The organism is Haloarcula sp. NS06, from assembly GCF_051122755.1.
Lineage (GTDB): Archaea > Halobacteriota > Halobacteria > Halobacteriales > Haloarculaceae > Haloarcula.
In genome coordinates this window covers 589,298-609,982 of sequence record NZ_CP184844.1, presented here as the reverse complement: position 1 = coordinate 609,982, position 20,685 = coordinate 589,298, and the positions used below count along the sequence as shown (strand labels likewise).

Annotated in this window: 17 protein-coding genes and 1 pseudogene; 11 read left to right on the top strand and 7 right to left on the bottom strand. The window is 64.2% G+C overall.

The features are described 5' to 3' along the window. Positions 1-2 precede the first annotated feature (2 nt). The 3 genes from ACODNH_RS06815 (at position 3) to ACODNH_RS06805 (ending at position 2,649) form a co-directional block, all read left to right on the top strand. On the top strand, positions 3-1,016 hold the full coding sequence (locus tag ACODNH_RS06815; protein ID WP_306708682.1) for a deoxyhypusine synthase: 1,014 nt from the start codon (positions 3-5) through the stop codon (positions 1,014-1,016). Between the two features lie 111 nt (positions 1,017-1,127). Then, entirely contained in the window at positions 1,128-2,129 is a 1,002-nt protein-coding gene (locus ACODNH_RS06810) for a glycerophosphodiester phosphodiesterase (protein ID WP_306708680.1), read from the top strand. 16 nt (positions 2,130-2,145) lie between these two features. After that, positions 2,146-2,649, top strand: coding sequence for an MGMT family protein (locus ACODNH_RS06805; protein ID WP_306708678.1), 504 nt, complete (start codon positions 2,146-2,148; stop codon positions 2,647-2,649). Here ACODNH_RS06805 and ACODNH_RS06800 read toward each other — a convergent pair. Together ACODNH_RS06800 and lonB are read right to left on the bottom strand one after the other, a co-directional pair. Then, the gene (locus ACODNH_RS06800; protein WP_306708676.1) at positions 2,646-3,467 is read right to left on the bottom strand and encodes a CPBP family intramembrane glutamic endopeptidase; all 822 of its coding nucleotides are present in this window, start codon (positions 3,465-3,467) and stop codon (positions 2,646-2,648) included. The two genes, ACODNH_RS06805 and ACODNH_RS06800, sit on opposite strands and share 4 nt — an antisense overlap. Further along, complete coding sequence (gene lonB / locus ACODNH_RS06795; RefSeq protein WP_306708674.1) at positions 3,468-5,597, bottom strand: ATP-dependent protease LonB; 2,130 nt, start codon at positions 5,595-5,597, stop codon at positions 3,468-3,470. Between the two features lie 168 nt (positions 5,598-5,765). Here lonB and ACODNH_RS06790 point away from each other — a divergent pair, with 168 nt between their 5' ends. The 5 genes and pseudogenes from ACODNH_RS06790 to ACODNH_RS06770 all read left to right on the top strand — a co-directional run bounded on the left by ACODNH_RS06790 (position 5,766) and on the right by ACODNH_RS06770 (position 12,479). After that, positions 5,766-6,332: a nicotinamide-nucleotide adenylyltransferase gene (locus ACODNH_RS06790; RefSeq protein WP_434531144.1), complete on the top strand. Its 567-nt coding sequence runs from the start codon at positions 5,766-5,768 to the stop codon at positions 6,330-6,332. Further along, positions 6,332-7,109: pseudogene (locus ACODNH_RS06785) on the top strand (SAM hydrolase/SAM-dependent halogenase family protein). The gene ACODNH_RS06790 and the pseudogene ACODNH_RS06785 overlap by 1 nt, the downstream one beginning before the upstream one ends. 79 nt (positions 7,110-7,188) lie before the next feature. Then, positions 7,189-9,654, top strand: a complete 2,466-nt coding sequence (locus tag ACODNH_RS06780) for a DUF5059 domain-containing protein (protein WP_434531143.1) — start codon at positions 7,189-7,191, stop codon at positions 9,652-9,654. A gap of 555 nt (positions 9,655-10,209) precedes the next feature. Continuing rightward, positions 10,210-11,043: an endonuclease III domain-containing protein gene (locus tag ACODNH_RS06775; RefSeq protein WP_306708666.1), complete on the top strand. Its 834-nt coding sequence runs from the start codon at positions 10,210-10,212 to the stop codon at positions 11,041-11,043. A 122-nt stretch (positions 11,044-11,165) separates the two neighbouring features. Continuing rightward, positions 11,166-12,479, top strand: a complete 1,314-nt coding sequence (locus ACODNH_RS06770; protein WP_306708664.1) for an MFS transporter — start codon at positions 11,166-11,168, stop codon at positions 12,477-12,479. A 112-nt stretch (positions 12,480-12,591) separates the two neighbouring features. Here the strand turns inward: ACODNH_RS06770 and ACODNH_RS06765 are convergent, their stop codons facing one another. Next, entirely contained in the window at positions 12,592-13,623 is a 1,032-nt protein-coding gene (locus ACODNH_RS06765; protein WP_306708662.1) for an aldo/keto reductase, read from the bottom strand. A gap of 93 nt (positions 13,624-13,716) precedes the next feature. After that, positions 13,717-14,145 (bottom strand): disulfide bond formation protein B, encoded by a 429-nt coding sequence (locus tag ACODNH_RS06760; protein WP_306708660.1) that lies wholly within the window; start codon positions 14,143-14,145, stop codon positions 13,717-13,719. Between the two features lie 117 nt (positions 14,146-14,262). Here ACODNH_RS06760 and ACODNH_RS06755 point away from each other — a divergent pair, with 117 nt between their 5' ends. Next, the gene (locus ACODNH_RS06755) at positions 14,263-14,565 is read left to right on the top strand and encodes a hypothetical protein (protein ID WP_306708658.1); all 303 of its coding nucleotides are present in this window, start codon (positions 14,263-14,265) and stop codon (positions 14,563-14,565) included. 19 nt (positions 14,566-14,584) lie between these two features. Here ACODNH_RS06755 and hpt read toward each other — a convergent pair whose 3' ends face one another. Beyond that, a complete protein-coding gene (hpt, locus tag ACODNH_RS06750) occupies positions 14,585-15,133 on the bottom strand; it encodes a hypoxanthine/guanine phosphoribosyltransferase (RefSeq protein ID WP_306708656.1) in 549 nt (182 codons plus the stop codon). 113 nt (positions 15,134-15,246) lie between these two features. Next, entirely contained in the window at positions 15,247-16,770 is a 1,524-nt protein-coding gene (locus ACODNH_RS06745; protein ID WP_434531142.1) for a phytoene desaturase family protein, read from the bottom strand. A 149-nt stretch (positions 16,771-16,919) separates the two neighbouring features. Between ACODNH_RS06745 and ACODNH_RS06740 the strand changes: the two genes are divergently transcribed. Both ACODNH_RS06740 and ACODNH_RS06735 read left to right on the top strand, forming a co-directional pair. Beyond that, the gene (locus tag ACODNH_RS06740; protein WP_434531141.1) at positions 16,920-17,984 is read left to right on the top strand and encodes a Brp/Blh family beta-carotene 15,15'-dioxygenase; all 1,065 of its coding nucleotides are present in this window, start codon (positions 16,920-16,922) and stop codon (positions 17,982-17,984) included. Between the two features lie 78 nt (positions 17,985-18,062). Then, positions 18,063-19,253 carry a GNAT family N-acetyltransferase gene (locus tag ACODNH_RS06735; protein WP_434531140.1) on the top strand — a complete coding sequence of 397 codons (1,191 nt, stop codon included), beginning with the start codon at positions 18,063-18,065 and terminating at the stop codon, positions 19,251-19,253. Positions 19,254-19,261: 8 nt separating this feature from the next. Here the strand turns inward: ACODNH_RS06735 and ACODNH_RS06730 are convergent, their stop codons facing one another. Beyond that, complete coding sequence (locus tag ACODNH_RS06730) at positions 19,262-20,641, bottom strand: hemolysin family protein (RefSeq protein WP_306708647.1); 1,380 nt, start codon at positions 20,639-20,641, stop codon at positions 19,262-19,264. Positions 20,642-20,685 lie beyond the last annotated feature (44 nt).

Genomic DNA, 20,685 nt, shown 5'->3' with positions numbered 1-20,685 from the left:
CAATGAGCGACCACACCGACGAGCGAGAGACGTTCCATCACGACCCCATCGGGCACGCGGAAGTCCGGGCCGGAATGACGGTCGGCGAACTGGCTGACAGCTACGGCGAGGCCGGCATCGGTGCGAGCGACATCCACGAGGCCGTCGATATCTACAGCGAGATGCTCGACGAAGATGTGACGACCTTTTTCGGACTCGCCGGCGCGATGGTCCCGACCGGGATGCGGGCGATCGTCAGCGAACTCATCCGCGACGGTCACATCGACGTACTCGTCACCACGGGCGCGAACTGTACCCACGACAGCATCGAGGCCATCGGCGGTAAGCACCACCACGGCGAGGTGACGCCCGAAGGGCAAACGGAGCGCGAACACGACGAGACGCTCCGGGACGAGGGCGTCGACCGTATCTACAACGTCTACCTCCCGCAGGAGCATTTCGCCCTGTTCGAGAACCACCTCCGGGATGAGGTGTTCTCGACGCTGGAAGACGAGGGAGCGGTTTCGATCCAGCGCATGACGGAGGAACTCGGTCGGGCCAACAGCGAAGTCAACGAGCGCGAGGACGTGCCCGAGGACGCTGGTGTGCTGGCGGCGGCCTACGAGAACGACGTGCCGGTGTATTGCCCGGCTTTCCAAGACTCCGTGCTGGGCCTGCAAGCGTGGATGTACTCCCAGACCAGCGAGTTCACGGTCGACGCGCTGGCGGACATGACCGACATCACGGACATCGCCTACGAGGCCGACAGCGCCGGTGCGATGGTCGTCGGTGGTGGCGTCCCGAAGAACTATGTCCTCCAGACGATGCTCGTCTCGCCCGACGCCTACGACTACGCCGTCCAGTTGACGATGGACCCCTCGAACACCGGCGGTCTCTCCGGCGCAACGCTCGACGAGGCCCGTTCGTGGGGGAAACTTGAAAAGGACGCCCGGAATGTCTCGGTGTATGCTGACGCGACGATTACACTCCCACTGGTCGTGGCTGCGGCCCGTGAACGACACAGTACGGAAGCGTGATCACTTCGGCGGAGGCGGCTACAGACTCGGCCGTTGCGGGACACATCTACTGAGAGGAATATATTCCTCATATAAACGGTCTTTCACGACCGCTCGGCAGCGGTACTTAGTATGTCACAGTACATCGGTCGACGGACATTCGTTGAAGGGACAGCGGCGACGCTGGCGAGTTCCGGGATTGCGGGGAGTACAGCAGCACAGGAATCAGATGGCGGCGAGTCAGGCACCGATGACGCCACCGAAACGGAGGGCGAGGAGATGACCGACGACACAACGCTCATCGCCCACCGCGGGTTCGCCGGCGTCTACCCGGAGAACACGGAACTGGCGGTTGAGGCGGCCTCGTTTGGCGGGCCGGGAACACAAACGGCCCACCGGCGCGCGGACATGGTCGAGGTCGATGTCGTGCCGACCGCCGATGGCACGCTCGTTACCTTCCACGACAACGGACTGGCCGAACGCGACGGCGGCGAGCGCGGGCTGACAGACACCGAGGGACTTGTCTTCGAGACCGATGCGGACACTGTGACCAGTGCGACCGTCCTCGGTACGGCGGAGACGGTTCCGACGCTTGAAACGGTCATGGAGGCGATCCCGCCAAGCGTGGCGGTCAATCTGGAGTTCAAGAATCCCGGGAGCGACGACCTCGCGTTCGCCGAGTCGCTGTCGGACCAGACACTGTCGACGCAGCGAGAACTGTGGCGACCCTACACCGAACGTGCGCTCGACCTCGTCAGCGAGTACGACAACGATATTCTCGTCTCGTCGTTCTACGAGGCGGCGCTTGCGACTGTCCGTGATTACGACGACTCGGTCCCCGTCGCCTTCCTCTTCTGGGACAGCATCGAGGAGGGGCTGGAGGTCACCCGCCGCTATGACTGCGACGCGGTGAACGTCCCCCGGAACATGGTTCAGGGAACGTCCTTCTTCAACGACGGCGAGTACACCGAGTCCGACCTGAGCGACATCGACCTCGTCGACATCGCCGACGATGAAGACCGAGACCTGAACGTCTGGACAGTCAGCACGTGGTATCAGGCCCGGGAACTGGTCCAGGCTGGCGTCGACGGACTCATTTCCGACTACCCCACTGTGCTCTCGGTTCAAGACTGACGAACACCGATGCCGAATGTTGAAGGGGCGACCGGCCGACAGCGATAGTATGGAAGCACCGACCGGGGACGCAGGAATCTACGCCCGTGAGTCGTCGTATCTCGACCGGTACGTCCAGCTTGGAGAAGCCGGCGACCGGATCATTTCGCTGTCGTTTCCGTCCCAGCCGGAGGCCGACGCCGGCGAGGACCACACGCTGCTCGACCGCATCGCGGAGTATCTTCAGGGGGTTGAAGACGACTTCGCGGATGTGACAGTCGGCCTCACGGTCCCGACGGACCAGCGAATCGTGCTGGAAGCTGTCCAAGAGATTCCGTACGGCGAGGACGCATCCGTTGCACAGGTCGCGCAGATGACACCGGATCTGGACGCTGACGAGCAGGACGACATCGCACAGGTCCGGGAGGCACTGGCCGCAAACCCCGTGCCGCTGTTGATTCCGGACCATCGGGTTCGGGACGGGCCAAGCGCAGCGCCGCCGCCCGTCGAGCAAAAGCTCCGGGCTATTGAGGGCCTTTAGGCCCAGAGCCGGTCAACGCCCAACCCCTCGTGGACAATCAGCTCGAGGGCGTTGACCAAGTAGTGGGCGATGACAACTGCGAGTAAGCTGTTTGTCGCGATGAACAGGCCAGCGAGCGCCAACCCCAGCGTGCCGGTAACGACGATACCCACCCGGCCCTGTGCGCCGTGGCCCAGTGCGAAGGCGACGGAGGCGACGATGGCCATCGCCCACGCCGGTGCGTTGAGGCCGGACACGGGGACGCCGATAGCCGCCGCCCGGAAGAGCAGTTCCTCGACGATAGCGATAACCGGCAGGACCCCGCCCAGCAGGATGACCCAGCCGACGGCCGAATCCGGGGCGAGCAGTTCCCGTAGTGACTCGTCGAAGGTGACGCCGAAACCGTCTGCCAGCGCAGCGGCGCCCTCGTTCCCGACCCAGAAGCCGATCCCAGCGCCGATACCGATGGCCATCGCCGGCAACCCTGTCGAAAGTGCGTCACTGGCGATGCCGAACGCACTAGCGGGGATTTCGAAATAAAACGCGCCGGCGACCAGCAGCACGCCGAACAGCCCCTGTGTGAACGCGACGTTGGCAAGCAACGCCCCTGTCGAGACATCGCTCGGGGCGAGCGTGTCGCGCATCTGCTGTCGCTGGGCCGCCGCCCGTTGGGTTTCGAACCGCGGGATAGTCGGGTCCCTGTCGGCCATCGAGACGCCGTCGACTGTGGACGAGACGCCGCCATCGGACCGGACGGCTCCCTGCGAGAGCCGTGCGAGACCGAGAAGCGCGGTTAAAAGAAACCCCGTCAGGCCGACGAATGCGGCCCACTCGGGCATTTATTGCGGACTTGGACTGCCGCCCTGCCGGCCGACCTCGTGGTCGAGTGCCTTGCCCGTGATGGACTTGAGGCGGTCGACCAGCGAGTCCTTCTCGGCTTCGCCAGCCAGTGCGACCTCGAGGACCTCTGAGATGTGCGAGACCGGAATGATCTCGATCATGTCCTCGTACTCGTCCTCGATCATCACGTCCTGCGTGTTCGCTTCAGGAATGATGACCGTATCGAGGCCCGACTTGGCGGCTGCCTCGATTTTGTGTGTGACGCCGCCAACCGGGAGCACGTCACCCCGGACCGACAGTGAGCCGGTCATGGCGAGGTTCTGCTTGATTGGGACGTTTTCTATCGCGGAGATAACCGCGGTAGCGACGGTGATAGAGGCGGAGTCGCCGTCGACGCCGCCTTCACCGGCCTGCACGAACTGGATGTGAACGTCCTTCTCGGAGATGTCCTCGTCAGAGAACTTCTTGATGATCGCCGAGACGTTCTGGACAGCCTCTTCGGCCATCTCCTTGAGCTGTCCCGTGGCGATGACCTGCCCGGGGCCCTGTGACGGGCTGACCTCGGCCATCACAGGGAGGACGATACCGCTGTCCTCGCCCATGACGGCGAGCCCGTTGACGCGGCCGACCACGTCGCCCTGGTTGACGGTGAGCTCGTAGTCCTTGCGGCGCTCGATGTAGTTGTCCGCGAGCTGTTGCTCGATGGACCGGGAGCGCCGTTTGGCCTGCAGCACGTCCGCTCGCTCGGTGCGGTCGCGGTCCTCGGCGCGGGCGATGTCGCCAGCGACGCGGACCAGTCCGCCAAGGTCACGGAACTTCAGGCTGAGGTGGCCTTTTCGGCCGGCGCGACGCCGGGCCTCCAGGATGAGCTCCTGAACGGCCTCCTCGGTGAAGTGCGGGAGCCGCCCGTCGTTTTCGACCTCCTGGGCGATGAACCGGGCGTACTTCCGTCGCATCTCGGGGTCATCTTCGATGGTGTCGTCCATGTACACCTCGTACCCGTACCCCTTGATACGGGAGCGCAGCGCGGGGTGCATGTTCTCCATCGCGTCGAGGTTCCCCGCCGCAATCATGATGAAGTCACAGGGGACTGGCTCGGTCTGAACCATCGCGCCCGAGGAGCGCTCGGATTGGCCCGTAATGGAGAACTCTCCCTCCTGAATGGCCGTCATCAGCTTCTGCTGGCTGCGGATATCGAGCGTGTTGATCTCGTCGACGAACAGCACGCCCTTGTTGGCCTGGTGGATCGCGCCGGGCTCGACGCGGTCGTGGCTCGGCGTCTCCATCCCACCGGACTGGAACGGGTCGTGACGAACGTCGCCCAGCAGCGCACCGGCGTGGGCGCCCGTGGCGTCCTCGAACGGCGCGGTCTTCTGGTTGGCGTTGTTGACCAGCAGGTTCGGAATCATCGCGTCGCTGCCGCGCGAACCGTAGCGGAATGCGAGATAGATGACACCGGCCGCGAGAATCCCCAGCAGGACCTGCTGGACGAGGATCAGGGCGTAGCCGATGACGATGGCGATGATGATCCACATGAGGAAGGTCCGCATCTGGTTTCGCTTGCGGGCCTCCTCCTTGTGGGCCTCGACAATCTGTTCCCCTTTGCCGCCGGGGACAGTGCGTACTTTCGGTTCATTGCCGTCGTCGGGATTGTGGTAGACAAGAACGTCCTGCAGTTCCTCTCGTGGGAGCAGCTGAGACATCGCCTTCGCCAGCATCGACTTCCCCGTTCCGGGGGAGCCGATCATCATCACGTGGCGGCGCTGCTTGGCCGCCTTCTTGATCACGTCACGGGCGTGGTCCTGCCCGATGACCTGGTCGACGAGTCGGTCTGGCACTTCGATGTCGGCGGTCGACTCGATTTCGAGACCGCCGAGGAGATTCTCCTCGTCTCCGTCCAGTTCAGACTCGCCGTCAACTTGGACATCGCTTCCGAGTGTCGTTTCGGACGTTTCTCCCTCGCCGGCCCATCGGTCCTCGGACGGGTCGGATGGCTCGTCTGCCGAGGGCTCAGAGGCGGGTTCGTTGGGGTCCTGTTTGGCCCCGTTGGTCGACGCCTCTTCCTCCCCAGCGTCGGATGCCTCCCGGTCAGGGTCGGGAGTCGCGTCGGTGTCGGTGTTGTCGCTCATACAAACGTTGCTAACATACTCATGGAAGGCCTGTCGACTGATATACTTTCTCCCCGTGTCGGTTGTTGCAACACCCTGAAACCGCAGTACAGCGCCCGAATTGGAGGGATTGTATTCCGGCAGTACCGCGTCGTCGGGTTTATCAAACCACCACACCCACTGGGGAATATGCGTGGGTTCTACATCGGTCGCTTCCAGCCCTACCACAACGGCCATCACTCGATGGTCGAGCGGATTTCGGAGGAAGTCGACGAGCTTGTTCTGGGTATCGGAAGCGCCGACGATTCACACACCACACACGACCCCTTTACGGCCGGTGAGCGGATCATGATGATCACAAAGGCCGTCGCGGAGTACGACCTGACGACATATGTCGTCCCCCTTGAGGACATCAACCGCAACGCCGTCTGGGTAAGCCACGTCGAGAGTATGTGTCCGGACTTCGACGTGGCGTACTCGAACAATCCGCTGGTGGTCCGCCTGTTCGAGGAGGCCGGCATCGAAGTCCGCCAGTCCCCAATGTTCGACCGCGACCGGCTGGAGGGCAGCGAGATTCGCCAGCGGATGATCGACGACGAGTCCTGGCGCGACCGGGTCCCGTCATCTGTTGTGGAAGTTATCGAGGAGATCCACGGCATCAAGCGGCTCCAGCACGTCTCAGACAGTGACTCGCTCGAACGGTACGCCGCCACAGGCGAACCGGTCCCCGAGTCGCTCGATGACCTCAACGACTGATGATTACACTGAGTTCAGACTTCGGATCGCCCTATCCGGCGGCAATGAAGGGCGTCATCTGTCAGGCCACGGACGCGCGCATCGAGGATATCGCCCACGATTTCCCACGGCAGGACGTGCGGGCAGCGGCGTTCTGGCTCACGCAGACGCTCCCGTACTTCCCGCCGGCAGTCCACTGTGTCGTTGTCGACCCGGGTGTCGGGACCGACAGAGATGCCTTGGTCGTCCGTGCGGACGACCACGCGCTCGTGGGGCCTGACAACGGTGTCCTCCTGCCGGTTACCCGCGAACTCAGCCGAAAACCAAAACGACGCCACAGATGCGTTCGAGGTGTTCACCTGGGCTTACGACGACCCCGCGAGCACGACCTTCCACGGGCGGGACGTGTTTGCGCCCGCCGCGGCGGCCGTCCACGACACTGGCGTCGATGCCATCGAAACCCGGCCCGAAACCACCCCGACCGACGACTACGTCGACCTCCGGTTCCCGGCGGCCACAGTCGATGGTGACGGAGCGACCGGCGAGGTGCTCGTCGTCGATGACTTCGGGAACGCCGTGACGAACATTCCCGGCGAGGTCCTCGCGGATCGGTTCGGCGGGACGGTGGCGGTCGGCGATACTGAGGCCCCAGTACACCGAGCCTACGCTGGCGTCGACCGGGGTCAGCGACTCGTCACCGTTGGCAGTCACGGAAACGTCGAACTCGCCGTCAACCGCGGTCGTGGCGACGACGCGTTCGGTGTCAGTACCGGGGGTACTGTGGACCTGTCGCTGTGATAATGCGTTACTGTCTGGTGGTTTAGGGATACCAAAAGATCGGTGGCCTTAAGTCTTTTAGGCATCCCTAATAAAGCGTATGCCACAGAGACGTGACTTGCTGAAGACGGTGGGGATCGCTGCGACGGGACTGCTTGCTGGCTGCCCAGGGGTGGGGTCGTCCGACTCGAACACGGCGTCAGCGGACACCGAAACGACAGAACAGGCAGCGACCGCAGGAACAGACGAGAGCGGCGAAAGCGGCGTTTCGGTCGGGCCGATGACCGCTGTCGCGACTGAATGGAACGTATACCGGGCACGGCTGTACGATGCCGTCGCTCTGGGGCGGGCCGGTGCGCCCGGTGCCGGAGCGACCGTCGCACAGAACATTTTCGCCCGGTTCGAAGGTGCGTCCGGTGAGTACGGTGCCCACGAACAGCTTGAGTCCACGTCAGAGTCAGCATACGAGGGGTTCGAGGATGCTCTCGGGACGGTCCAGTCGTCGCTGTCCGAGGGCGATGTGCCCGGAGCCGCGTCGGCTGCGGACAAAGCGTCAGGCCATCTCCAGACGGCTCAGCAGGCCGCTGCCGGACAGCAGGCTACCAGAGTGCTGGACCTGCTCTTGCTGGGCAGTCGGGCGAGCAATGCCGCCATGGCTGGGACGCTGGGCGCTTTCGAGGGGGCCGCCGCTATCGCGGAGGAGACGATGACTGCGTTCGAGGACGCGCTGGTGTACAGCCAGCTCGAGGAGGCGGACGCGGAATCCTACGAGGCCTTCGAGAACGCACTGGATGGAATCGGCTCCGCCGCAGGTAGTGAAGACGCAAGCGGCGTCACTGAACAGGCCCGGGCCGCGCTTGACGCGACCGTTTCGGGCGCGTATGCGCTGGTCCAGCAAGCATCGGTCGCTGGCGCAGGCCACCTCGCGACGATGCAGGCCCGTGGCTGGGATGCGGCCGCGCTCGCGTCCGCCGGCGGTCCCGGACGGGCGTACGCGCACACGGTCACATTGAACAGCTACCGTGCCCGCGTCGCCGACGCGGATTGGCTCGCCACCAACGGCGCGGCCGATGCAGCGTCGACCGCCGTCGAGAACGTCTTCGCTCACTTCGAGGGAGCGAGCGCACACGATGCGCTTGAGGAGGGTGACGGCGGAGCCTACGAGGCCTTTGAGAGTGGGTTAGACGACCTCTCCAGTGCCATCGGGAACGGTAACGCGGACGGTATCGACAGAGCCACCGAAACGGTCGATACGAACCTTGTCGCCGGAATCGAAGCACTGGTCGGCGGCGAGGACGCCCGCGCGGCGCTGGAGTCAGCGTTCTTCCGTGCCCGCATCGCGGACGCTCGCGAACTGTACCGCCTCGGCGACGCCGACAGCGCGGCGACCATCGTCTCGGACGTGTTTGCCCGCTTCGAGGAGAACGAACTCGGCTTCCACGAGACGATGGAACACGAGAGCGAGGACCTCTACCACCGCTTCGAGGAGGAGCACCTCATATCACTCCAGTCGGCCTACGAGGACGACGACAGTGATGCCGTGGCAACCCACCACGACGGGGTTCAGCAAGCCCTGCTTGACTTCGAATCGGCCCTGTCGACGGCTGTCGCCAGCGGGGCGGAAGCGGACTACATGATCGGACGGGCCTTCGACGCGGCCGGACTCGCGGCGCTGTCTAAAACCGACCGCGCGGCGACCGTCATTCAGGACACCTTTGCTCACTTTGAGAGCGGCGCAGCAGGCTTCCACGAGGCGCTGGAGGAAGCCGACGAGGAAATCTACGAGAGCTTCGAATCGACGCTTACGGACATTCGCTCCGCGGCCGATGACGGCGGGGACGTCACCGCCGCGGCGACGGCATTCAACGACGAGGCTATCGCGGCGGCGTACGCCATCGCTGGGAGCGCCGGCGGCAACGGGGAGGCCGCGACGGACGTCGTGCAGGACGTCTTCGCGACCTTCGAGGAGGCGCGGGTCCACGAGATGCTGGAGGAAGCGGACCACGACGCCTACGAGAACTTCGAGGGGGCACTGAACGACTTCTCGCGTGGACTGACGAACGGCGACGCCAACCCGACGCAGATGGCGGATGCCACGCGAACCGGACAGTTCGCCGTTGTCGGTGCTGTCGACAGCGCCCCGAGCGGGTCCGGCGGCCACGGCGGCGAGGAGTCCGAGGAAACCGAGTCGTCACTGTCCGGCGGCCCGAACGTTGTTGAAGGTGTTCCCGAGGACGCCGACCACGTCGTTGACATGGAGGCCGTCGCGTACGCACCGGCGGAACTCACCGTCAGCGTCGGTGACAAAGTCGCCTGGGAACACGTCGGTGGCGAAGCGCACTCGGTCACCGCTGTTGCGGATGACCTCCCAGAGGATGCGACTTACTGGGCCTCCGGCGGGTTTGAAAGCGAGTCGGCTGCACGCGAAGGGTGGGAGAACGGCAAGGGGGCCGTTCAGTCCGGCCAGAGTTACGTTCACACATTTGAGACGGCCGGCGAACACGCCTACGTCTGTATTCCGCACGAGGCTGCGGGGATGGCTGGCACCGTTATCGTCGAGGAGTAATCGTCTCCCTCTTTTTGGCTCGCCTAGAAACCGATGGCTTTTTGTGTTTTAGGGTAGCCTAAACAATTGTATGCCGGACGAACAGGCCACGTCGAGGCGGGACATCTGTCGCCGTAGCGAGTCGGGTGCTGCCGTCCCTGTCGTCCGCGCAAACGCCGCCCCACAGGAGGTGAGTGCCAGGACGTGACCGGGTCTTGACCTGTCAGCTTCGACCATCTTTCGCGGCGACGACCACCGTGGGCATAGCCCGTCGCCGCACGCCACGAGTTTTCGTGTCTGTCCCGTGGGCGTCTGCCCCAAGGACGCCCCATTTCAGGTCCTTTGCTGTGGACCACTCTGGAACCATCGGACCTCTCAGCGGATGGTGTCCGGAGAGTACAAGAACGCATTATCTGTTCCTGCATCTGTGCCGACGCTCGGCCCAGACCGGTACCACAGTCAGTCATTCTCTTCTATCGGACTGCGGACGAGGAAAGTGATGGCGACGAAGCGGCGTCGCCGTCATGTGAATGGGTCGGGGCAGGCGTTTTGGGTCCGCCGGCCCTGCTACTGGACATGCACGACGAGGAGCCAGCGGAGAACATCAGCGGCGGGACCGCTGGCGGTGGCCAGTCGGCAACGTTCGATCCGGAAACGGCAGGGACGCGAGCCGAAGCCGTCGTGGACCGTCTCGGCGAACTGTACTGGACGAAGACCTACGGCGGCCGGGACGCCTTCGAGTGTCTTGTCCGGACGATTCTCAGTCAGAACACCTCCGACAAGGCGAGCCAGCCAGCCCATGACGAACTGATGGCGCGGTATGGGAGTGATGGCGGGGCTGCAAGCGATGGTAGCACCGATGCTGACCTTGCCCGCGCGCTGGCCGACGCCGACCAGCCCGAACTCGCTGAAACCATCTCCTCGGCCGGGCTGTACAACCAGAAATCCGAGCGCATCATCACACTGGCACAGCGTATCTGCGAGGAGTACGGCGGCGAATCGGGCTTCGACGAATTCGTCAGGGAAAGCGACCCCGAGGCGGTGCGGTCGACACTGCTGGACATGAACGGCGTCGGCCCGAAGACCGCCGACTGCGTCCTGCTATTTGCAGGCGGTCGCGGCGGCGTATTCCCCGTTGATACACACGTCCACCGCATCGCCCGCCGGATGGGACTGGCCCCGGCCGACGCCGACCACGAGACCGCCCGTGAGTATCTGGAGCGCGATGTGCCCGCGGAGAAGTGCGGGTTCGGGCATACCGCGATGATTCAGTTCGGCAGGGAGTACTGCTCGGCCAGAAAACCGGCCTGTCTGGATGACCCCGATGCGTGCCCGCTGGCGGGCCACTGTGACCAGGTCGGTGTATATCTGGCTGCTGATGAGGTCGTCGACCCATCCGAAACCGCCTGACGAACTCTACAGTATACTGTCGGTGCTATCGATATATGCTGATACGTACTCTCTTATATCAATAATATAACGTAACTACGTTTCTGGAAGGAGCTTAGTCTATCGAAAGTGACAGGGTCCGTATGCTCCGACCGGTATCTGACCGTGGGTTAGTGCGCCGGTACTATTTATACCGTGCCACGATCGCTGTCGGATTTATCACTCCTATCTTCACCCTGTTTCTCCTGCGAACGCTGTCCTTCACACAGGTCGGTGCCCTCTCAGCAATCTACTCAGGGCTATCTGTCGTCGGCGAGATTCCAACAGGCTACGTCGGTGACAGGCTCGGGCGGCGGGCGAGCCTCCTTCTCAGCGTGCTGTTCACCGTTACCTCTCTCGCAGGCTTCGTTCTCGCTTCGGGATTCCTCTGGTACGGCTTCCTCTATGCACTGTGGGCGCTGGCACTGACCTTACGTTCAGGGAGCATGGATGCGTGGCTGTACGATACACTCACTGAGCGGCTCGATAGCGGGCAGTTCAGCCATATCCGCGGCCGGGGTGACGCAGTACAGAAGTGGACGGCAGCGGTCTCAATGGTTGTTGGTGGTCTGCTGTATGGGCTGCATCCAACCTATCCGTTCGTTGCTGCGGTCGGCTTCAATAGTCTCGGCTTCTTTGCCCTGCTCTCACTGCCCAAAAACCGCCAGTACGCCGACCGGGGTGGTGACAGTCGCTCCGCCGACCGTCTCGATCCACTCGAAGCCGTCTCTGTCATCCGAACGTATCTGGCTCAGCCGCCGCTCCGCGCACTGGTCCTGTACATTGGATTGTTCTATGCTGTTTTGGGCGTTTCACACACCTACATCCAGCCGATGGTGGTCGAGACGCTGCGGCCGTACGCCGCCGCTATCGGTGTTCAGGTTCCCACAGGTGTTCCGACCGCGGCAGCACGAGCAGGCGAGGCCGGCGCGACACTTGCGCTCGGACTGGGCGTGCTGTACGCCGCCCTGACAGCAGTGGCATCCGTTGGCGGCTACTACGCCGGCACAATTGAGGACCGTCTCGGCGTCCGCAGAGCCGTGGTCGTCGTGCCAGTTCTGACGGCTGTCGCGCTCGTGGTACCGCTGTGGCTCGCGCTTGTGGCACTCCCGGCGTTCGCGTCGATGCGAACCGCGAAGCCGCTGATCCAGCCGATCGCTAACGGATACATTAACGACCATGTCGAGGCGGTCGGACGGGCGACGTTGCTCTCCGCGGTGTCGATGTTGCATATGATGCTCCGGACGCCGCTGGCACTTGCTGCTGGGACGTTGGCGGATGCAACCACGGCAACAACAACAGTTGCAGCGCTTGGCAGCCTGTTTCTTGTCGCTGGCGGAGCAGTCTGGCTGTTCGGTGAGATTGCACCTGAAACAGGGACTGTTTCTGGTGACAGGGCCAGCAAATCAGCGCCATAGACCCATCAGCAGTCGGCCGGGAATCCTATCCGGTCGCAATTAGATCGAACTTCCCTGCGGGTGGCGGTGGAGTGCTCCGACGATAGCGTGGTTCTGTCAGTTCGTCTCCCGATTATGCCCGGTGGCCCCAGCGCTCGCCGTCCTCTGCGTAGCGGGCGCTCACAATCCGGTTGAACTGGTCGTCGGACAGCGAGATGTCCGTCGCGCCAGCGTTCTCGTCGAGCTGGTCGACGGTGCGAGCGCCGACGATAGGGACACAGGTGAAGTCCGGCTGTTCGATGAGCCAGCGGAGCGTGACCTGCGCGGGCGTGGCGTCGAGTTCGTCCGCGACAGTTCGGAGTTCGTCAAGGACGTGCCAGCCGCGCTCGGAGAGGTAGAAGTCCTCGAAGCGGTCGGACAGCGAGCCCCGGGAGCCCTCCGGTCCCTCGAAGGCCGTCGGGTCGTCGTCGTCCGTGCGCTCGTACTTGCCCGTGAGGAAGCCGCCGGCCAGCGGCGAGTACGGACAGACAGCCATGTCCTGGTCGGCACACACATCGAGATAGTCTTTCACGTCGTCGCGGTAGCCGGCGTGGAACAGCGGCTGGGTCACCTCGAAGCGCTCGTAGTCCTCGACATCGCTCTTCCAGAGGGCTTTGGTCAACTGCCAGGCAGCCATCGTCGACGCACCGAGATGGTGGATTTTCCCCGCACGGACGAGGTCGTCGAGCGTCGACAGCGTCTCCTCGATGTCGCTGTGCTCGTCCCAGCGGTGGATGTAGTAGAGATCGAGATAGTCCGTATCGAGGCGATCCAGCGTCCCCTGAATCTGGGCGCGGATGTGCTTGCGCCCGAGGCCGGAGTCGTTGGGACCGGGCTCGCCGCGGCCGTCGAAGGGGAAGTACACCTTCGAGGCGATGACGAAGTCCTCGCGGTCGTAGTCGTCGAGCCACTCGCCGATGTACTCCTCGCTAGTCCCGTTTGGATTGCCGTAGACGTTGGCAGTGTCGATGAAGTTGATGCCGCGCTCCCACGCCGCATCGAGCAGTTCGTGGGCCTCCTCGCGGTCGGTCTCGACGACGCCGCCCGTCTCCCGGCCGAAGCGCCAGGTGCCGAAACACAGCTGTGAAACCGTCGTTCCGGTCGAACCGAGTCTGGTGTACTCCATATCGGAGCCACGTCGGGCAACCCGAAAAAGGGGCGCGGTCCCGGCGAAGGCTGTCCGGTATCGGTCGCTCACTGGCCCTGTCGCTCCCGCGAATCAGGACTGACTGCCAGACAGTCGGGTGGCCACGACGACTAGGCCGGTCACCAGCACGAACGCCATCAGCGAGAGGTTCGGGACGGTCAGGCCGAGCACCCGGTACTGGATCTGCGCACAGCTGATCGCTCCGATTCCGCAGGTCGTCTGGCTCACCTGCAGCCAGGAGTGATAGGCCGCGATAGCGGCTCCCGGAACCGCAAGCGACAGCGCCGTCCGGACGACGCCGGGACGGCGCTCAGCGGCGGCAATGCCGAGGACGACCACCAGCGGGTACATCAGAATGCGCTGATACCAGCAGAGCCGACAGGGTGTCAGCCCGAGACCCAGCGAGAGATAGAGGCTACTGGCCGTCGCAACGGTGGCGACGGCAGTCGCCGCGGCCAACAGGAGCCGAGGTCGGTCGGAGACGGATCGGGAGTCGACCACAGGAAAGCCAGCGTCTGCCGGCCGAAAAAGCGTTCCGAGAGCCGACCTCTTGCTCGGCTCCCGCCTGACCGGATCGCCAGCGCTCGCTTTTTCAGTCCTGCCGCCGACAGCCAGCGTATGCCTGACGATTCGGACCCCGAGGCGAACCTCGAACAGTGGAAGTCCGCAATGCAGGAAGAGCACGCCGAGGCTATCGCGAATCCGGACCCCGACGAGTCCCACCAGATCGAGGGCGTGGCACAGGTCACATATCGGGTGACGTTCGACTACGACGCCGACGAGGACGCGCTCGACCGGGCCAGCGCCGAAGAGGTCGACGACCTGACCGACCCCGAACTCCTCTCCTGTGCGTGTGGCGTTCGCGGGATGACGCCCGAGGAAGCCCGTGAGCACATGGCCGCCGCTGTCGAGCAGGGGTAAACAGGGACAGCAGTCCTTCTCAGTCGTGGATAGTCACGCCGTCCTGATCGACCGAGATGTCGAGCAGACTGGTCACATCGTAGTCGGTGTTGTCGAGCGCTGAGTCGCCCTGTTTCCGGAAGACGACGACGATATCCGAGATGTCCGCCCCGATGTCGTCGAGCGCCTCGCAGATGGATGCCATCGTTCCGCCGGTCGAGAGCAGGTCGTCGACAATGAGCAGGTCGTCGCCCGCCTCGATGTCGTTGATGAACATCTCCGATTCGGAGTAGCCGGTGGTCTTGTGCAGCGGGACCTCATCCTCAAGCCCGTAGGAGCGCTTGCGGATGACCACGAGCGGGATATCCGTCTGCAGTGAGAGTGCGGTCGCGATGTGGATGCCCATCGCCTCCGGCGCGACGATCTTGTCCACGTCGAGGTCGGCCGCCCGTGTCACGCCGACGACGACCTCGCGGAGGAGTTCTGGCTCCAGCATCGGCACGCCGTTGCTGAGCGGGTGGACCAGGTAGGAGTATCCATCCTTGTCGATGATCGGGGCCTCGTGTAGCGACTCGCGGAGCTTCTCCATGCCACCGTTACCTGAAGCGGGACAATAAACTGTTCGAGGCTCCGCCGTGGTGTGCCACGATATCACGTCGTGAGTCAGACGGTTCACGCAAACTGCCCGCCGAGCGGGCGGTGTCAGTCCGCCGTCGAGGCCGAGCGGTCCTGTTTCGTCTCGAACGGGCTGTCCTCGATGATGTCCCGGGCGGTGTGTTCGCCGCTGATAAGACACATCGGCATCCCGATGCCGGGCGTCGTGTAGGCTCCGGTGTAGTAAAGGCCGTTGAGGCCAGCGCGATGGCTGGGACGAAGCGGCCCGGTCTGGAACAGGGTATGTGCCAGTCCGAGCGCCGTCCCCTGTGGGTCGCCGTAGCGCTCGGCGAACTCGCTGACACACGCCGTCTCTTCGACGACGATGCGGTCGCGAAGGTCAACGCCGGTCTGTTCGGCGAGGTCGTCGAGAACAAACTCCCGATACTCTTCACGAATGTCGGGACCGTCGTCCAGCCCCGGCGCGATGGGGACCAAGATGACGACAGCGTGGTGACCGTCGGGAGCGACCGTCTCGTCGGTCTTCGACGTGACCGATAGGTAGTACGCGGGGTCGTCGGGCCACGCCGGCTGGTCGAATATCTGTTCGAAGTGGTCGTCCCAGTCCGTCGGCAGGACCAGCGAATGGTGGGCCAGCGGGTCCACGTCGCCCTCGACACCGAGATACAGCATGAACGCCGACGGCGCGTAGGTCTGGTCGTCCCAGTGATCCGGGTCATGGTCGCGCGCAGCGGGATCGAGCAGATTCTGTTCGGTGTAGGCGGGGTTGGCGTTGCTGACCACGAGGTCGGAGGCGACAACGCCGTCCTCGGTGATCAGTTCGAACGCCCCCGCCTCTCCGGCGATGTGTTGGACTTCAGTTCCAGTCTGTATGTCGACGCCGAGTTCCCGAGCCAGCGACCCGAGGCGGTTGACGACGCCCGCGATGCCGCCCTCCGGGTAGAATACGTTCATATTCAGGTCGACGTGGCTCATGATGCTGTACAGTGCCGGGGTGTTGTGTGGCGCGCCGCCGAGAAACACCAGCGTATATTCAAGCAATTGCCGGAGTTTCGGGTGGTCGATGTAGCGACTGACGTAGTCGTCCATCGAGCCGAACAGCCGCGCACGCGGCGCGAGCGGAAGGAGGTCGGTGTCGACGTAGTCACGCAGCCGTTCGCGGCCCTCGTAGACGACCCGGTCCATCGCGAGGTCGTAGTTCTGTTCGGCCCGCTCGAGATACTCGGCCAGCGCGTCGCCGGCCCCGTCCTCGTAGGACTCGAACACCTCGTATGCGTTCTCGCGGTTTGGACGCATCGTCACGCGGTCCCCGTCCTTCCAGAACACCCGGTACTGGGGGTCCAGTCGCTCCAGTTCGTAGTAGTCGCTCGGCTCGCGGTCGAAGTGCCCGAAGAAGCGTTCGAACACGTCGGGCATCAAGTACCACGACGGGCCGGTGTCGAACCGGAAGCCGTCGCGTTCGAGGACGCCCGCGTGGCCGCCGAGGCGATCGTGGCGTTCGAGCAGTCGCACGCCGGCCCCGGCGTCGGCCAGATAGCACGCAGCCGAGAGGCCGCCGAAGCCGCCACCGACGACGGTCACCGTCCGGTCGTGAGGGAGACCATCACGCATAGCCGTTGCTAACGACTACGCCTGAAAAAGGATTCCTCGGATTCCCAGCGCTTCACAACAGACATCTCATGATTCAAACCAGCGGTCTGTTCCCAGTTCGCTGGAATCGCTTGCATCGTTTATTGTGAGTTTTTCCCTAGGCTCGCGATATGCCCACGACCAGCCTGGGGTCCGTCTGGCAGCGGCATCGGGACACCGACCGCCATCCGTCGCTCCTGCTTTCGCGGGCGAGCCTGCTGGTACTTGCTGTCATTTTCGGTCTCCTCGGTGCTGCCGAGGTCCGAATTCCGCTCCGGGCACAGATGGTGGTGTACCTCGTCGGGATGGTCGCACTCAACCTTCCCCACGGCGGGTACGAGCACTTCGAGAACCTCCGTCGCCGCCGCCCCTCGTTTCGCTGGCGGTACGTCGCGGTGTATCTGGCGGCTATCGGCGGGTTCGTCGGCCTGTTCCTCGCCGCGCCAGTCGCCGGCCTCGCGCTGGCGTTGACCGTCGCCATGGCGAAGGGGGGCCTCGGCGGCCTGCAGGTGCTGGAAGCCACGAGCGGCACCGACCACCTGCAGACCCGGTTCCAGCGCTGGCTGGCGGCGGCCGTCCGCGGCGGTGCGGTGATGCTCGTCCCCATCGTGTTCTGGCCGGAGACGTTTCACGCGTTCAGTTCGCTGATGGTCGGCCTCGTCGAACCGGGCGCACTCTCGTCGTACGCGGGGGCGTTCGACACGACCCGGCTCGTCATTGGATCGGGCTACGGGCTCGCACTAACGGCGCACATCGTGCTTGGCTACGTCCGCGGCGGCGGCCGCTCTTGGCTTATCGACGCCGGAGAATCGTTGCTCCTTGCGGTATTCTTCGCGTCTGTCCCGGTCCTCGTCGCCGTTGGCCTGTACTTCCCGTTCTGGTACTCCGCCCGGCAGGTGGCGCGGACGGCGTCCGTCGAGACAGAGCCGGTCGGCGACGAGCGCTGGGACCTGCTCGGCGGCGCGGACGCCTCAACGGTTGCGTTGCGCGCCTGGATCGTCCTCATCGTTGGGGCACTGGCCACCTTCGGCGTCCTCGTCGCCGTCTACTGGGCGTTCCCGAACCCGCTGGGAACGAGCAATCTGCTCCCCGGCGCGGTGGCGTTCTGGAGTATGTTCATCAGCATCGTCGCGCTCCCGCACATCGTCGTCGGGTCGCTCCTTGACCGGGACCGTGGTATCTGGTACGTGCCGTGACAACCCACTCTTCCGAAGGACCGCGACGCCGACCCGCAGATGACTAGCTTTCTGTAGCTGGCGGACACCCGGGACAGTATGTCTGAATTCCGCCCCGTCCCGACGACTGACCGCGAAGCCTGCCAGCGGATACTTCAGTACGCGTTCGCGCCTAGGCAGGGACCTGTAATCCCAGACTCAGACGACGACTGGCCGCCGTCGCTGTTCGACCAGCGAGGCCTCTACGACGGTGACACCCTCCGGGCCGTCTGCAAGCTGTATTTCCTCGACACAACTGTTCGCGGCGCGGCGACGACGGTCGGTGGCCTCGGCGCGGTTGCAACGCCACCCGAACACCGCGGACAGGGGCTCGCCGCCGACCTCTGCCGACATGCACTGTCTGCGTACCGCGAATCCGATGTCGGGTTCGTCACCCTCTGGCCGTTTTCGACGCCGTTCTATCACCGTCTGGGCTGGGGGACGGCGAACACTTATCGCCGCTTCGACCTGCCGCCATCGGCGCTCCCGGACGACGACACTGGCGGACAGATGAGTAGCCTTGACGCCGGCGACTGGGAGCGGCTCCGTCAGGTCGAGACCGCTGCAGCCGCCGGGACGGCGCTCTCACTCCGGCGCTCGGAAGCGTGGTGGCGTGAGCGGACTCTCGCCGACTGGGACGGTGGCGGTGTCCCGTACTGCTACGGCTACGAACGCGACGGTGAACTTCAGGGGTACGTCGTGTACACCGTGGCGGACGATGCTGACAACACGCTCTCGGTTTCGAACTTCGCGGCTGTCGACGAGGAGGCCCGCCGCGCTCTGTTTGCGTTCCTCGGGCATCACGGCGCACAGATCGAGCGCGTCACGCTCCAGCTACCGCCTGACACTGACCTCCTCCATCGCGTCGACGACCCTGGCGCAGTCGACTGTACGGTCGAGGCTGGGCCGATGGTTCGGCTCACGGACGTATGCCACCTCGAACGCCTCGACTGGCCCGGGGGCGACCTCGACTGTACGCTCTTGGTCAACGACCCGCTGCTTGACCGCAACGACGGCCTGTTCCGGCTGTCAGTGAACGGCGGCACTGCGACGGTCGACCCGCTTCCAGCCAGCGACTCGAAAGCCGATGTGGCCGTCGACATTGCGACGCTCTCACAACTGGCCGTCGGGACGCACGGCGTCGACGCCGCTGCACGTCTGGCCGGGCTGGAGATACACGACGACTCGGTCCGTGATCCGCTCACGGACGTTTTCGAGCCCAAATCTGTCTATCTGGGCGAGTTCTTCTGAGCGGTCGCTTACCCGGCCGATGGCGAGTCGTCAGCGTCGTTCTCGCTGATTTCGACCGTCGAGATTCGGGTGCCGTCGACGCCTGTCACCTCAAACACGTATCCGGCCGCTTCGGCGACGTCACCGACTTCCGGGGCGCGGTCGAGCTGACTCAACACCAGCCCGCCGATGGTTTCGACCGCGTCGCTGTCGAGGTCGACACCGAGAGCCTCACTGACTGTCGACAGCGGCACGCCGCCGTCGGCGTCGTAGCTCCCGTCGCTTTGCTTGCGGATGGCATGTTCGCGGCCATCAACGTCGAACTCGTCGCGCAGGTCGCCGACGACGGCCTCGACCACGTCTTCGATTGTCGCGATGCCCTCCAGCGACCCCCACTCGTCGATGACCGCGGCCATCTGCCGGCGGTCTTGCCTGAACTGTAACAGGAGGTCGTTGATAGCTGTCGTCTCCGGGACGACCGGTATCTCGCGGGCGATATCGCCGGCAGTCGCGGTCTCGTTGCCTTCCTCGCCGGCCCGCAGCACGTCTTTGACATCGATGAACCCGACAATCTGGTCGCTATCGTCGGCGTCGACCACCGGATAGCGGGTGTGTCCTTCATCAAGAACGACCCCCCGGATATCTGCCATCGTGGCGTCCGCTGGGACGCTCACAACGTCGGGTCGCGGGACCATGACCTCTCGGACGACCGTATCGTCAAGGTCGAACACACGCTCAATCATGTCAACCTCGGCCGCATCGATGTTCCCTTCTTCGCCGGACTGAGCCAGCACCCGGCGGATCTCACGCTCGCCGAGCGTCTCGTCTGTCTCCGAGGCCGGCGGGACTCCCAGCAATTGCGTAAAGGCGTTTGCCGAGCCGTTGAACACGACGATCCCGGGATAGAACAGATAGTAAAGCGGCTTCATCGGCGGCGCGAGCAACAGCGAGAGCCGCTCAGTCCGGGCAATGGCGAACGTCTTCGGCGCGAGTTCGCCGAAGACGACGTGGAGGAACGTGATGATTGTGAACCCAACTGCGAACGCGACGACGTGGAGGAGGCTCTCGGGCAGTACCGGAGCGAGGACGGGTTCAAGCAGCGCTGCGACGGCGGGCTCACCGACCCATCCCAGCCCCAGCGAGGCGAGCGTAATCCCGAGTTGGGTCACCGCGAGATAGTTGTCCAGGTCCGCCATCACTGCCTGAAGCGAGCCTGCGCCGGCCCGGCCTTCGTCAGCGAGCTGTTCGACCGATGTGCCGCGAACGCGAACGAACGCGAACTCGGCGGCGACGAAGAAGCCGTTCAGTCCCACGAGGACCAGCGCCACGAGGAGCTGCGCCGCTGAGAGCGCGAGGTTTACCATCGCACCCTCCGGGCGGAGCGCGTCGGTGTGTGCATACACACCCATCGCTGTCACCGTACTAAAACACTGGAATGTCCTCGCCCGTACCG